This window comes from Flectobacillus sp. BAB-3569 (genome assembly GCF_002270355.1).
Lineage (GTDB): Bacteria > Bacteroidota > Bacteroidia > Cytophagales > Spirosomataceae > Flectobacillus > Flectobacillus roseus.
Genome location: NZ_NJFZ01000017.1, coordinates 47,720 through 64,059, shown reverse-complemented (window position 1 = coordinate 64,059; position 16,340 = coordinate 47,720). Strand labels below are relative to the sequence as shown.

Here is a 16,340-nt window from a genome sequence, read left to right as displayed (position 1 = left end):
ACTTTAAAGGATCTCTCATAAAATAAAGTTATACTAAAAAGCGAAACCCAAGCCGATTGATTTCGGCTTGGGTTCCTATTTAATGCAGTAATATGTAAGGACGGTTTTAACTTAGATTGTTGAGACTCATTAGTTAAGATGAATCAATCTTTGTGCTCGGAGTAGTAACTCATTCATTCTGAATGGTTTTTCTACAAAATCATTGGCGCCTAATCTAAAAACATCATTGATGGTATGCTCATTACTAGTACCTGATAACACCAGAATAGGAGTGTCTGCAAACTTAGATTCTCGAATATGAAGAATCAATTCTTGTCCTCCTGCATACGGCATGTTCAAATCAGTAATGACAACATCAGGCTGTAAATTATCAAAGCTTTCAATGGCATCTAATCCATTTTCGGCACTAATAACGGTACAATCGTTTCTAGAAAATTTGTCAATGAGCAATCTTCGAAGAAGTGGTTCGTCTTCAGCAATTAATACTTTCATTTATAAAGTTTTATGGGTTGTTATTGGAATTGTCCAATAACATACTTACGAAATTGGATATAATTTGGATTTCGTTAAGAGCGTATTTTTTAAAAAAATTAATAAATAGGCTTTAGGCTGTAAGCGGTTGGCATTAAGCACATGTTTATATTATTTTCAAAGACAAATTATTAAAATTTAAGCTTAAGTAATCATGCAAAAAAAGATCTAAGTTTTGTGTTTTAGGCACAAGACAAAGAGTGTTAAAATGTTTTTAACGACCACGGACATGCATTTTCCCATAGCCCATCGCCGAAGGCCGATACCTGAATGCCTTAGGCAAAAAATTAAATTCTATTTTGCCTACTAACTCAGGGCATTATGCCCACAGCCTACCACGCATAAAATGTACATTCATATCTAAATTCTACTTTGCATTCTTGTGAATTTTAGCATATTCCGATGGTGCGTATTGATAAATTTGCTGGAACATTTTTCTGAAATATTTGGCATCCTCTATTCCTACAATGGTTGCCACTTCTTGCACCCTCAAATCGGTGCTGGATAAAAGTTGCGCAGCTCGTTTTAAACGAATATCTCGAATAAATTCTACCACAGACTGGCCCGTAATTGATTTTATTTGGCGATAAAAACCTGATTGACTCATAGCCATTGCTTTTACCAACTCTTGCACATTAAAATCCTGATTGCTCAAATTTTCTTCCACGATTTTCATCGCTTTTTCCAAGAAGGTTTTGGTATCATCAGGAATTGAAACAGCACTTGGTTGAAGCAATATTTGTCGTTGATAATAATCCCGAATCAACAGGCGATTGTGTAAGAGATTTTGGACTTTGGTTTGTAGTAACTGTGGATGAAAAGGTTTTGACAAATATTCATCAGCCCCATTTTCCAAGCCTTCAATTTGATGTGCTGCCGCCGACCGAGCCGTCAGTAGCACCACAGGAATATGGGAAGTTTTTGGATTTTGTTTTAGTTTTCGACAAAGTTCCAAACCATCGACATGAGGCATCATGACATCGCTAATAATGAGGTCTGGCATCAAATGGTTGGCTTTTTCCAAACCATCTTGACCATCAATGGCGGTAAAAGTTTGATAATGAGATTCAAAAAGTTTTTGGATGTATTGTCGTACTTCAGGATGGTCTTCTACGATCAGTACTTTTTGTGCATGGCTGGCATCATGGTTTGTGTCAATATTTTGGAGCGTTTGAGGAGGATTTTGCAACCAAGTAAGCTCTTTAGGTGTATTTTGCGTGATTTCTTCGGGTTTCAAATGCGCAGAACCGTATGGGAGCTTTATGGTAAAAGTTGTTCCTTTTCCGATTTCACTTTGAACCAAGATTTCACCATGATGCGCTTCAACAAATTGCTTGACCAAGGACAATCCAATACCTGTTCCAACCAATTTCATGGTTTCGGTATGAGATGCCTGAAAATAAGGGTCAAATATCTGAGAAAGCGCTGAGGCTTCCATTCCAACGCCATTATCTTGAATAGAAATTTCCAAATAATGATTGGATAATTGATTATGCTCAAAAAGTGCTTTCTCCCTCGAATTCCCTACTGTTCGGACTCTCACCTGTATTTTTCCACCCGATGCAGTATATTTAAAAGCGTTAGAAAGTAAATTCGTAAGAATGATTTCAATTTTTGAAGAATCAAAAAACAGCTCGACTTCTTCTTGAGGCAAGTCAATGGTATATTCAATTTGTTGTTCTTCAGATTTTAACTGAAAAATCAACAAAATTTCACTCAACATTGGAATAATGTTGTCTTTACTTGCCGAAATAGAGATATGTCCCGATTCTACTTTTCTGAATTCCAATAACTGATTGACCAAATCATACAACTTTTTACTTTGTTGATGAACTAATAGCAATTTGCTCCTAAATGGACTTGGCATCGTAATCATTTCCTCCAAAGGTCCTAATATTAAGGTTAATGGTGTTCTTAATTCATGCGAAACATTCGTGAAAAAACGAAGTTTTAAGTCTGTTAATTCCTTTTCTTTTTCAGTTTTGTAGGTTTCTAACGAAAGCTCATTCTGTAGTTTTTGATGGCGCAAGGTGATTTTACGATACAAATACAAACCAGCGATAATCAATCCTAGATATAGGAGATACGCCCACCAAGTTTGATACCAAGGCGGTAAGATATGAATCGTAACGGTTTCAATTTTAGACCATTGCCCTTCGCCGTTGTACGCTTTTACGTAGAGTTTGTAATACCCAGAGGGTAAATTGGCAAAATTCGCAATACGGGCATTTGAGCCTACATACACCCAATGTGGGTTATACCCTTGAAGCTTGTAAGCATAGCTTGTCTTGGCAGGGTTGGCAAAGTTTAATCCTACAAATTCAATCGAAAAGTCATTTTCATTGGCATGAATTTCAAGTTCATCGAGTTGGTTGAATGGCGCTGGCAGTATCACTCGATGGTTGATTTCTTCACCAATTTGTACCGTTTGGTTAAAGATTTTTAGATTAGTAAAACGAACCGTTGGCGCCTGTAAACTTGGTTGGATTTTTTCGGGATTAAAATACGTAACGCCTTTGATTCCGCCCAAGTAGAGAATACCTGAGGCATCTTGATAGGCAGCACCGACTTTGAACGAATTACTCTGAATCCCATCAGCTACGTCATAATGTATCCATTGTCCTGACTTTGGGCTATATCTTCCCAGTCCAGAGCCTCCAATCCAGATATTTCCTTGTTTATCCTGCAAAATACCTTCTACATTAGATTCAGGAATATTGATGCGTCTAACTAGGTATTTGCCATTTTTTAGGGGCTCGATTTTGTTTAAGCCACCACCAATAGTCCCAACCCATATGGCTCCAGAAAGATCTTGGACTTTTTGCCAAGCAAAGTTGACGCTTAAGGAATTGGGATTGTTTTCTTCAAAGCTAAATTTTTGTAATAGCTTTAGCCCAGTGGTTTGAATCTGAAATAACAAAACGCCCATATCCCTTGTACTTGCCCAGATTTGCTCTTTGGTTTTGTCATACAAAAGATGGGTGAACTGACGAGCCAGCAGATTATGGTTGTTAGTCGAGTATATATTGAGGACTTTTCCTGCTTTGTCAAGTTTTAAAATTCCATATTCGAAAGTAGCAATCCAGATAAAGCCGTCTGACGTTTCGATAATACTTTCAATACTGGTCGAAGGAGTCGGTAAATTAATTTTTTTTAAGGCACCATTTTGTAACACATACAACCCATTATAGCGAGTACCCACCCAGAGTGTCCGCTTGGTATCCATCAAGAGTGTTGAAACATCCGTGCCCGTGGCGTCGCCGTTGAGCTCACGATTGGCATAGTTGGTATAAGATTTGGTGTCAAAATCGTATTTCGAAAATCCATTTCTGGTACCTATCCACAGCCAATTATGCTGAGGGTCTTTTAATACCGCATTGACATAGTTGTTGGGTAGGGTAGGAGTTTGGAAAAAACGACGTTGAAGATTTTCGAAAGGCTTTCTTTTCAAATCGACCTTATTCAAACCTCCTGCCGAAGCTGCTAACCACAAAATATGGTTTGCATCTTCATATACCTGGTGGACTCGTCCAGAATTGATGCTATTTGGGTTGTCGTCTTTAGGTAAAAAGAGTTGAGGTTTGTTCTCAAGCACGCGAATAGGCTCACTGATGTCCTCCCAGCAATAAAGTCCAAAGTTGGTGCCCACCCACAAACGATTAAACGAATCGATGCTAATACATTCCATATCCTCGATGGAAGTGGAGGCTTGGTGTAAGGTAAAATTCTTAAACTCCTTTTGTTCAGCTGGACTGATAAAGTACAATTTTGTATCTGCGCCAAGCCATAAATTACCTTTGCTATCAAACTGGATCGCGCGAACTGTTTCGCTTGGGAAAGGTGCTTTTTGAGCCTGTGTTTGTTGGGAAGATGATAGGAGAAACAACCCTTGGTTTACCGTAGCAATCCACACTTGTTGTTTGGAATCTAGTATAACCTCATTGGCCGTATATTGTAATTGATTTCCTAAAATAGCAACCCTAGTAATTTTTTCTAATACCTGATTATTGCCAAGGGTTAGCACAAATACCCCATCACGTGAACAGGCATAAAGGTGATTAGACTGGTCGGTGGCAATCGACAAAATGCTGGCTTTGCGAAGTAATTGTACTGTCGATCTATCAACGGTAGCACTAAGGTTTTCTGAAATATTGACAAACTTATCTTTATTGACCTCATAATAGCCAAGCCCAGCGCGCTCAGCGCCATACCATAAAGTACCGTTGTTTTGTTTATGGAAAACTTGAATTCGATTAGAGGTTAGTCCATTCAAAGGATTTACAGGTAACTTATATTTCTTTAACTCAAAGCCATCATATCGGGCAATTCCGTCGTTGGTACCTACCCAGATAAACCCCAAATTATCCTCTACTACGCACATGGCATCGCTATGCGGCAAGCCCTCATTGATGGTGAGGTGTTCAAACTGAAACTTGTTTGAGCTTGTTTGAGCGCACAGCTCTTTCTGTACTATTGCCATCAGCAAAAGCACCATTAATAATTTTACTACTTTCATACTATTAACATTCAATCGTCTACACAGAATCATATTAATAAGAACAAGATGCAGAAGGACTACTGTAGTTTTAGATAAAAAAACTGATTATCTAATAAAATTGTGTAAAAATAACACAAATATGGCTTCTGTGATTTTCTCCCCCGTTTTTGACGAAAAAAGCCCCCGTCAAGCCCAGTGCCACCCTGTAGTTTTGTATTATTCAAATGTAGGATTTACCCATTCTTAGATAGATAGCAAGTATTTCCTCAAATTCTTCTAAATAATAAAATCCCAATCAAACATTAGGAGCCTATGAAAATCAAATGGTTACTATTATGTAGTCTAGTGCTTAGTATGGAAAATCTACAGGCTAACAACCTTGTAGCTAGCTCTACTAATGTCAAGTCTACTCTCGGCGCTACTACGCTAAAAGAAAAAACAATTACTGGTCAGATTACCGATGAAAAAGGCGAAGGCTTACCAGGGGCAAGTGTGGCTGTAAAAGGTACAAGTATTGGTACTAATACAGATTCGAAAGGAAATTTTACCCTAAAAATTGATGACTCGAAAGAGGCTGTGCTAGTGGTGACGTACGTAGGATTTACTACTCAAGAAACTACGGTAGGTGGTCGCTCAGTCGTAAATGTTCAGTTGAAAGCTGATACTAAATCTTTGGATGAAGTAGTGGTTGTGGGATATGGTACTCAAAAGCGTTCGGATATTACGGGTTCGGTTGCATCGGTTCCTAAAAACAGATTATCTCAACTACCTGTTACCAATGTAATGCAGGCTGTTCAAGGTTCTGTGGCAGGGGTAAACGTTTCGCAGTCTTCTTCAATTCCAGGTTCGGAGCCTTCAACGATTGTACGTGGACAAAACTCTATCAATGCAAGTTCAGGTCCTTTTGTAGTGGTTGATGGTATTCCTTTGAGCAAAACAGGAGGTTCATTAAACGACATTAACCCGAATGACATCGAGTCGATGGAGATTTTGAAAGATGCTTCTGCGGTAGCAATCTATGGTACAAACGGTGCGAATGGGGTCATTTTGATTACGACCAAACGTGGTAAAACTGGTAAACCATCAATCCGCTATAGCAACTACACAGGTATCGAAGAATTCTCTCATGTACTTCGCCCTCGCAATGGCGCTGAGTATTTACAGAAATACAAGGATTATTTAATCCAAACTGGTCAAACTCAAACGAGTCCTGTGCCAAACTACAATGAGTTGACGAACTATAATAAAGGTATCGAAACAGATTGGTTAGGATTGGCAAGTCAGACTGGTATCATGCAAAACCACAACTTAAGTATTTCGGGAGGTACGCCAAATATCAAATACTTTATCGGTGGTGATTACTTGAATCAGAAAGGGGTAATCAAAGGATACCAGTATAAAAGAATTAGTTTCCGTTCGAACTTAGATATCAACGTAACGGATTTCTTGACAGTAGGTACTTCGTTATTTATCAATAATAACAATTATGATGGCGGTCGCACCAACTTGTTGAATGCTTCTGCGATGAGTCCGTATGGTCAGATTTATAACAACGACGGTACTTATACGATTTATCCGATGTTCCCAGAGCAGTTGTATACCAACCCAATGTTGGGCTTAACAACTAGTCGTGTGGATGGCAATACAAACTTGAATGGTAATGCATATGGTGAAATTAAGTTTGGTGGAAAGTTGACAGGATTGAAGTATAGAATGAACCTAGGATATTCATTCATTCCTCGCCACACAGGTTCATATACTGGTCGCCAAGCGAATGATTTGTTAGGTACAGCTAACTCTTTCTATTCGCAAACTAACAGTTTTACTTTGGAAAATATCCTCTCATATACCAAAGACTGGGATAAACACCATTTAGACTTAACAGCACTATATTCTGCTCAACAAAGAGAGTATAACGAAGCCTCAGCAAGAGCAACAGGTTTTGTGAATGATGAATTAGGTTTTAATTCAATCGGTGCTGGCGCTACTCAGTCAAGTGCTTCGTATGCAGACCGTTATGGTTTGAATTCTCAAATGTTGCGTGTAAACTACTCTTACGACAGTCGTTATTTGTTTACGGTAACTGCACGTCGTGATGGTTCGTCGGTATTTGGTGCGAATACTTCAAAATACGGATTGTTCCCATCAGTAGCCTTAGGTTGGAATGTAATGAATGAAAATTTCATGAAAAACAATTGTACTATCAATAACCTGAAATTACGTTTGTCGGTAGGTCAATCTGGTAACGAAGCTATTTCGGTTTATCGAACCATTACTACTAACAACATCGTTCGTGGTCCATTCAATGGTTTGAGTACTATCGGTGCTGTTGCAGGTAACCTTGGTAACGGTAATCTTCAGTGGGAAACAACCTTGAGCCGCAACATCGGTGTTGACTTTGGAATCTTTAACAATAGAATCAACGGTAGTTTGGAATTGTACAAAAACAATACTACAGGTATCTTATTGCAAAGAAGTTTACCAATTGTAACAGGATATTACAACGTATTTGATAACCTTGGCGAAACTTCAAACACAGGTATCGAATTGACTTTGAATACTCGTAATGTAACCAAAGGAGATTTCAAATGGGAAACAACAGTGGTTTTTGCTTCTAACCAAAACAAAATTGTAGACTTATACGGTGATAAGAAAGATGACTTAGGAAACCGTTGGTTTATCGGTCAGCCAATCAGTGTTATTTATGACTACAAATTGGCTGGTGTTTGGCAAAAAGGAGAGGATGCGTCTAAGCAAGACCCAGGTGCGGTTGCGGGTGATTTGAAATTTACGGATGTAAATGGCGATGGTAAAATCACTGCTGAAGACCGCGTTATTTTAGGACAAACTGCTCCAAAATGGACAGGAGGTTTGACAAATACATTCCACTACAAAAACTTCCACTTGAATGTATTTATCCAAACGGTTCAAGGCATTACTCGTAACAACAACGATTTGACATATGCTGATGAAACAGGTAAGAGAAATACGCCAATCGATGTAGGATATTGGACTGCTGAAAACATGAGCCAAACACGTCCTTCATTGGCATATAAAAACCCAAGAGGATATGGATACGCTTCTGATGCAAGTTTCACTAGAATCAAAGATGTAACCTTGAGTTATGTGTTTACGCCAACCATTTTGGATAAACTAGGTTTGGGTGGCTTGACGGTATATGCAAGTGGACGTAACCTTTACACTTTTACCAACTGGATTGGTTGGGACCCAGAATCTGCACAATCGCAGAGAGGTTCGGGCGACTGGACAAACAACTACCCATTAACTCGTCAATTGGTATTGGGCTTGAATGTTAGTTTGAAATAAACGTAAAGTTTGCCTGTAGCTTTTTGAAGACAAAATGGAACATTTATGCTCTTTGTCTAAATACTAATTAAAATTTGATTTCCATGAAAAAACTAAAAAATATAGCTTTATTGGCGTTAGCACTTGGTACGGCCGCTTGTAAAGATTCCTTTTTAGCAGAAAAGCCTTTTTCATCATATACTCCAGCAACACTCAATGACTCGCTCGGTGTAGAGGCTTCTTTGGTAGGTTTGTATAACCACACTAGTACCATTTTTACTTGGTCTGACCGTCAGGGATGGGTAAGCGTTTGGCAAGTTGGAACTGACGTAGCCAATGCTACAGCCAACCAAGAAGGTATTGAAATTCCCTATTACAACTACAATTTGTTGACACCAACCGACGGTGCAGCAGCTCGTACTTGGGATAGAAATTTTATCTTGATTAACTTATCTAATATCATTATCAACTCATTAGATTCTCCAAACTTGAAGAATATTACTTCAGTCGGTAAAAATAAAATGAGTGCTGAAGCGAAATTTTTTAGAGCATATGCTTACAATAACTTGGCGACATGTTTCGGAGGAGTTCCGTTATTGACACAAGCTTTAACTGCTCCTAAGACAGATTTTACCCGTGCTTCTATCGATGAGGTGAACAATCAAATCGTAGCGGACTTGACTTTTGCAGCAACAAATTTGCCAGATATTGAAGATGTAAAAAGTAATACAAAAGGTAAGTTGTATGGTCGTGCCAATAAATTTATGGCGATGCAATTGTTGGGTGAAGTGTACTTGAGAATGGGCAAACCTGAGTTAGCAGAAACACAGTTGAAAGCAATTATTGACAGTGGTAAATTCAAATTAGTGAAAAACAGATATGGTATCAAAACTAGTTTGAAAGGCGATTATTACTCAGATATGTTTGTGTATGGTAACCAACGTCGTAGCCAAGGTAATACCGAGGCACTTTGGGTATTGGAACAAGAAAACCCAAGTAGCGTAGTAGGTGGAAATACAGGTAGTGCACAGCAAAGACGTGTTTGGGGCGCAGCCTATCACAACGTAAGAGGTATGTCACTTTCTGATTCAACTGGAGGTCGTGCTTTAGGTCGTTTGAGATTGAGTAACTGGGTTATTTACAACTTGTACAAAGATGGCGATATCCGTAACTCATCAAACAATATCCGTCGTCGCTATGTGTATAATGACCCTGCACAGACTGCTACTTATGGCAAGCAAGTACCTTATGCAGGAACTGATACCTTGTTCAATTTGGCACCACATACTACAAAATGGTATCAATTTGACCCTAATGATACTTTTGGTTTTGCGATGATCAAAGACTTTGTGTTGATGCGTTTGGGCGAAACATACTTATTATTGGCTGAAGCTCAGGTACAACAAGGTAAGTTGCAAGATGCAGCCAATACCATCAATGTATTGCGTGCAAGAGCATTCCCGAACTATCCAGCACAAGGACAAGTTTCGGCAAGTGATATGACATTGGATTTTATCTTGGACGAAAGAGCGCGTGAATTAATCGGAGAAGAAAATCGTCGTATGACTTTGATGCGTACCAAAAAATTGGTGGATCGTGTAAGACGTTTAAATGCAAGTAGTGCTGTAAACCCAGTTCAAGGTATCGCAGACAAACATTTGTTATTACCTATTCCATTAAATGAAATCCAATTAAACAAGGATGCTGTACTTCAGCAAAACCCTGGCTATTAAGGATTAATGTTGAAGTATGAGTTGTGAATTTTGAATTACCGATATTTTACGCTCAAAATTGATCAAAACTTATTAAGCCTTAATTCTGAATTATGGCAAAACCTATAGTATTAAGAGAGCGAATACTTCATGGGCAATAATTCAACTTTAGCTCTCTGCATCCCAAATTTCTAGATGGCGCAAGCGAAAGCTTGCGCCATTTTTTGTTACATCGAGCTAGTTCAAGTATCGAACTAGTTCAAGTCTTCAGACTTGGATTTATTTTTTCTGAAGTTTTAAACTTTGCTGGAGGAATAAAGTGTTTCAATAGGTTATGATTTTGTGTATTCAAGTTTGAAAACTTGATGAAAAATAGGTCCAAGTCACAGACTTGAACCAGTGGTCGTGATTTTCTTCGAGGTCGAAATACTATTTTTGAAAGGCTATACGTTTCCCGATAAAAAATCATTCTATGCCATTTCTAAAACCGTTGCTTTTGGTCTTTCTACTTTTCCTCACATACCATAATTCTTTGGCACAAAACATTGTAAAAATACAGGTGAATAATGCCCAAAAAACCAATGAGCCTATTGTTGGTGCTACAGTTCAGATTATCGGAAAAAAGTATTTTATGTTGAGTAATGAAGAAGGTTTTTTGAGCTTGATCAAGCTATTATTCATAAAAAAGACAGTCTCCAAATCACTTGTATCGGTTTTCAATCCAGAACTATTGCTATTGCAGATATGTTGCACAATCCTCACGTGTATCTAAGAGAATCAGTCACTGAATTAGAAGAAGTGAAAGTACATGGGAGTGAAACGTTTGACATTATAATAGGAAATGTCGACAAAAAGGGAGGTAACTCTTTGAATTTATCTTTCGGAGACAAAGTGGCATTATTTATTCCAAATTTGGGAATAGAACATGGTTATATCTCTAAGTTTCGATACTTTGCTAAAACCGTTTTTGGTTTGGAAGACCACTTTAACGAACCTTTTTTGATTCAATTATACTCGGTAGATTCCATTCATAGTAACCCTCACAAACCATTATTAAAAGAGGCATTGTTACTAAGAGCCAGCAAAAGTAACAAATGGAATGAGTTTGATTTATCGCAGTATGGCATCCAAATACCATCGAATGGGATTTTTGTATCAATTAGTTTATTAACCCAAGAAGAGTATAATTATCAAGAAAGGTATATTTCGACCTATTCGGTTCTTGAGCAGCGGCGTGTTTCTATTAAAAAGGTAATTTCACCAAAAGTATCTTTTTCCAAAAATGTGTACAAAAACCTGCATAACTGGATTTGGAGGTATAAATCCTCAAAATGGTCGGAATTCCCATCATCATTGGGCACCTTTATGCTTGGATTGGAGGTGCAAGTTTATGAATAGATTGCACTAGTTCAAGTCTATGACTTGGACTCATTTTTATCCAAAGTTTAAAACTTTGCTGGAGGAATAAAGTGTTTCAAAAGGTTATGGTTTTGTGTATTCAAGTTTGAAAACTTGATGAAAAAATAGGTCCAAGTCACAGACTTGAACCAGTGGATAATGTGTTGCTTCCACTATTATTTATAAATCTTTATTTGGGTATAGTGGATGAAATTACTTTTAAAAAGAAGGTATTAAATGGTAATTTGAATAACATATAGTACTTATTTTGATTGTACCAAATTAGCCAAAAATCATTTGCTTTATTTCTTCTGAGCCTAGTAATTTTTCTATAACCTCGTTTGCAGTCTCATATAATTTCTCACCTGCCTTGGTTAAGACTAATATTTAATTTTGTCGTAAAAATATTTGAGAACCCAATTGATACTCTTCCTCTTTCAATTGATGACTCTAAGCAGATTGCGTTAAATGCAATTTATCAATAGCTCTTGTTACGTGTTTTTTTCTTATATGCACTCGTTTCTTACTTTAATTTTATACGTTTCTAATTTTTCCTTTAGGTCTAACCAAGTTTGGTCTCGCAAGGTGCCTGCTGGATAAAGCTTGTTTCTAAAATCCTTCGTAATAATTCGCAAGCAATTTGGCATTTTACCTCGAGACTCAAAGACAACTTCTCTTATGTCAGCTATTCGATAAGCCTTTTTTGTCCAAAAGAAATTGTGGTTTCTAATTACAAAGTAATTGTCTGAAACTTGGAAATAATTCATCAGATAACTGTGAAAAAAAATCCAAAATGATAAAAAGCAAAAAAAGCTAACCACAAATTCTGTCGTTATTGGTTTACTATGGGATAAAATGAGAAAAGCAGAGATACCAATTATCACCCAAAATGAAATTCCTCTCAAAGAAGTGATGACAGTTCCTTTGTAAGTTTCATAGTAATCATTGTCCAAAGTGCTTGTGTCAATTACATTTTCAGTTACCTCAAAAAAGTCTTTTTTGTCAATCACCACTTGTTTGAGAAACGATTTCATTTCCCAAGAATTTGAATACATATCGTCAAAAATGTATTTTGTAACACCATTATTGAAAGTCAATGTTGCAGCTTCCATTGGAGAACTAACTGCATACTTCAAGGGTCTTTTTCCTGTTAGTTCAATTTTGTTAATGTCAGCAAGTGCAAAAGTCTGATTATTGAAACGGATAAAGTCTTTGTCTAGGATAATTGTTGGTACATTTTTTATGTAGCTATACAAACAAAAACCTGCAAAGGCATAACAGGCTATACTAAATATAGGAATAAGTTTGTCTATCGGCTTTAAATCTCCTATGTCAAGCTGCTTGTTGTAAGCAAAAAGAGAAACTGTTGCTATTCCTGATAACAGTAATGTCAACAAAATAATCGAGAGATAGAACTTAATAAAATGTCTTTGAGAAACTAAGGTCTTCATAAAATTACAGGTAAAGTTAAAGGCTTGCCACAGGGCTTGTATTGTTGCTATGTCTGCTCGGCAACTGATGTCGATTTAAAAACTGATGCGAAAGTTAACATCTAAAAGCCCAATAGAATTCGGTCTGGATGTATATTTTGTAAGAGTATTTTAGGGGAAAGAGTTGTGTGACAGCTACTGATGTTCACTGTAGTGTGTGTTTTTTCAATTCGCTTATCTTCGTTGATTCTATTTGAAAGTAGATTGTTCAATAGATATTAATAGAAATTCAATATAGTGTTCAAATATTTTGTGATACAAAAACAAAATCCAATAATTAACAAATTTATAAATGCTCTGAAAAGCCACTTTTTGTCAGATAAATTGTAATTCAGTTGTTTTGAAATAACAACAAATACTGACATTAACAAAAACCAAACAGTAAAGAACAAGGAGAGTTTTCCTCTTAATAATGTTGTTACTAAATCGTGGATGAAGCCGCAGAAAACAAATGTTAGAATTAAAGAAAGTAATAAGGGAAATACTCGTTTTAATGGACGGAATATTTTTGTTCCTAAATAATAGCTAAAGATGGGATTCCAATAGTTCCAAAATGTATGAAAGTTTTTCGCACCTATTGATTTTTGTAAGTTATTTCGAAGAGAGTTTGGTTGTCCAATCGGAACTCCGTTTCTTTTCATAATATAATCGGATAAATTCATCTATGTTTTTTGTTGATTTGAGTGAATTGGTTTTCGCATAATGATAGTATTGGCGCAGTAATTTGCACCGCAGTTTATGGCGTCAATACATATTAGGCGAAGTATATTTGCGAAATAAAATTTTCGTTTTGCCTAACGAGCAGGACTTAGTGCTGGTTTACAGATAGCAAACTCTCTGCCCGTAATCAAAGTTGATGGTTACTATTTATTTACCAAATACAGTTCCGTCATGGTGAAACATAATACAAATGTTTGGGCAAAGTATGCCCAACTTGTACAAAACCCCAAATTGTCATTCCTGCTAATCCCCAAATATTTCCGTAGTGATTTTTCGGTACAATTTTATGCTCTTTTTCAATCTGTTTTAAAATATCAGATTGCTTCTGTATGGCAAATTGGATAAGTTTATTTCCCTCGAAAGTAGATGTGTTTAAGTCGTCAACGCATTCGTTGATAAATGCCACTACGTTATGATTTAACCCTTTATCCTTTAATTCGTTCAAAAAGCTATTTCTATTTTTATACTATTCAAAAACACTTTTTTGATTTATGAAATAGGAAGGAATCTACTTCGTTTAGCATCTCCCTTCCGTCGTTCGACCTATGTGCTTTTGGAAAAAACACCAATTATTATCGGCATTCGAGCGCGTAGAAATAGCCTTTACGTTAAAGATGTATCGCTTGAAAGCTCAAAGGCTTTTATTTCCATGATTTTCTTTTCAAATTCATCATTTGAGAGTATAGACTTACTTTTTACCTTTGTTTTATGGTTATAAATCGTTCTCACAGAATACTCTAGAATTTTGGCAATTTGTTCATGATCACTAATCCCAATACGAATAAGAGCAAAAATTCTTACATCAAGATCTAAGGGCTGGTCTGCCTGAAATACATATTTGTCTTGATCTTTGAAAAACGAGTTAAAAGCAGGAACAAAATTGGGGAACAATTTGATAAAAATTTTATCAAAACTGATATAAAGCGCTTCTCTTTCTTTTTTCATATTAATCGAATCAAGAACCTGCCCAATGCCTTCTAAACTCTTAGTTACGAGTTTTTTCTCGATACTTCTTTTTATTTTCTCTAGCTTATCTAGGTAGTCGGCATACATATTAAAAGAGTAACCGATATATTCTTCTTTAATTTTATTAGCTTCTTGTAATTCGTTATTCTTGACTTGAAGTACTTGATTGGTGGTTTGTAATAAATGATTGGCGGTTTGCAATTTTAGGTTAGTTTCATTTATTTCAGTACCTACTACTTTCAATTTTTTTAATTGTTTGAAGATGATAAAAGCAAAAATAATTACGATTAGCGATAAAATAGATACTATGGAAGTGAAGATAAATAGGCGATTTTTTTGATCTTCTACTGTTGATAATCTATTTCCTTCTATGACTGGTAAAATGCCAGAAACGTGCTTTAAACGTAGTTTAGCTCCATAGAACGAAGCATCATTTAAGGCTTCCTTGATTAAATGATAGGCTTTGTCATCATGCTTTTGTTGATATAATAAATCTGCCACATAGGCTAAAGCAACCCCTTCCTTGGTCGACGATTTAATATCTGCAATGGCCGCTTGAATCATTAAGTTTGTGGCTGTTTCTCTGTTTCCATCACCCTCAAGATATACACTAGCCAAGGAGGATGCGACCATAGCATAGTCGTGGAAATTGGGATTAAACTTGTCAAGAATCAACTTAAAATCATGCTCTGCCTCTTGGTATTTTCTTTCTTTTAACTCTCTGATTCCTTTTACAAAATAATATTGCAAATCGTTTTTGCTCATGAGGGCAGTTGCTGAGTCAGAATAAACATTACCTCTTTTGTTATATTGCTCGGCATAATAGGGGGTATCATTGTAAGCCGCTAATTCATAGTTGCAACGAGACATTAAAACATAGTATTCAATCAAGATATAATCGGGCATTTTTTGTAATGCTACCGAATTCAAAGAATCTAAAGACTCTTTATACATGCCAGAAGACAAAAGCGTAAAACTTAATTGTAGCTTGGCATAATTAACTTTAACAGGATCTTGAAGCTTTTTTGCTATGTCTCGGAGTTTTAATGCATACGAGAAGGCAGCATCATACTGAAATGTTTTGTATTCTTCAAATAGCTTATTGCATAGCTCAAACTGTTCGGTTAGAGGTAGAGATTGGTTGGCTAACTTACTTTTTAAAACATTTATTTGTTGCAATTTTTTTTGCTCATAAGTTTTTTTTTGAAGCACCGTTTTATGTAATTCTTCAAGAAGATTTTCTTTATCTGATTTAGCAAATACGTCTGTATTCAGGGCTTGTATGAATACAAGGCAAGCCACCAGTAGATAGCGACGGTGTACGATATTTTTTGCTAGGATGTTGGTAATTATATTTTTCATTTTATTGTTCATTCATCATTTTCCAGTAGAAAATGGCTGAGGTAGTTTTTGAGATATAGCTACAAAAATCTAATAAAATATCGATTAGATAGACATCGTTGAAGAAGTTTATTTTTTCAAAATCACCTCCTTTCAAGCAGGATTTCTTGTGAAAGAGAAAATAAACCTTTGTTTATTCATAAAAAAAACATGGAAAAGAGAAAAAATACGATTACCTAGCATTTACCTGACACGCTTACTTTTTATGAGATAACTCGCTGTTTTAAAGCTATTTGTATTTTCAAAAGATATATTTTTTTACCTGTTGATTCACTCATTTGTCTGCTTCGTATTTGATAATTTACATTTGTTATCGAA

The 16,340-nt window shown here is 36.4% G+C and carries 8 protein-coding genes; 3 read left to right on the top strand and 5 right to left on the bottom strand.

The window, feature by feature from the left end:
* Positions 1-129: 129 nt before the first annotated feature.
* On the bottom strand, positions 130-492 hold the full coding sequence (locus BWI92_RS16275; RefSeq protein WP_095164379.1) for a PleD family two-component system response regulator: 363 nt from the start codon (positions 490-492) through the stop codon (positions 130-132).
* Positions 493-898: 406 nt separating this feature from the next.
* Entirely contained in the window at positions 899-5,047 is a 4,149-nt protein-coding gene (locus tag BWI92_RS16270) for a two-component regulator propeller domain-containing protein (RefSeq protein WP_176464453.1), read from the bottom strand.
* 336 nt (positions 5,048-5,383) lie between these two features.
* On the opposite strand from BWI92_RS16270, the gene BWI92_RS16265 reads away from it, so the two are divergent.
* From BWI92_RS16265 to BWI92_RS16250, 3 genes are all read left to right on the top strand, one after another.
* The gene (locus BWI92_RS16265) at positions 5,384-8,356 is read left to right on the top strand and encodes a TonB-dependent receptor (protein WP_229363211.1); all 2,973 of its coding nucleotides are present in this window, start codon (positions 5,384-5,386) and stop codon (positions 8,354-8,356) included.
* Positions 8,357-8,439: 83 nt separating this feature from the next.
* Entirely contained in the window at positions 8,440-10,068 is a 1,629-nt protein-coding gene (locus tag BWI92_RS16260) for a RagB/SusD family nutrient uptake outer membrane protein (RefSeq protein WP_095164373.1), read from the top strand.
* Between the two features lie 723 nt (positions 10,069-10,791).
* Positions 10,792-11,445 (top strand): hypothetical protein, encoded by a 654-nt coding sequence (locus BWI92_RS16250; RefSeq protein ID WP_095164368.1) that lies wholly within the window; start codon positions 10,792-10,794, stop codon positions 11,443-11,445.
* Positions 11,446-11,951: 506 nt separating this feature from the next.
* On the opposite strand, the gene BWI92_RS16245 is transcribed toward BWI92_RS16250, so the two are convergent.
* The 3 genes from BWI92_RS16245 to BWI92_RS16230 all read right to left on the bottom strand — a co-directional run bounded on the left by BWI92_RS16245 (position 11,952) and on the right by BWI92_RS16230 (position 15,983).
* Positions 11,952-12,896, bottom strand: coding sequence for a hypothetical protein (locus tag BWI92_RS16245; protein ID WP_095164366.1), 945 nt, complete (start codon positions 12,894-12,896; stop codon positions 11,952-11,954).
* 928 nt (positions 12,897-13,824) lie between these two features.
* Positions 13,825-14,100, bottom strand: a complete 276-nt coding sequence (locus BWI92_RS16235; RefSeq protein ID WP_095164362.1) for a hypothetical protein — start codon at positions 14,098-14,100, stop codon at positions 13,825-13,827.
* Between the two features lie 158 nt (positions 14,101-14,258).
* A complete protein-coding gene (locus BWI92_RS16230) occupies positions 14,259-15,983 on the bottom strand; it encodes a DUF6377 domain-containing protein (protein ID WP_141234810.1) in 1,725 nt (574 codons plus the stop codon).
* Positions 15,984-16,340 lie beyond the last annotated feature (357 nt).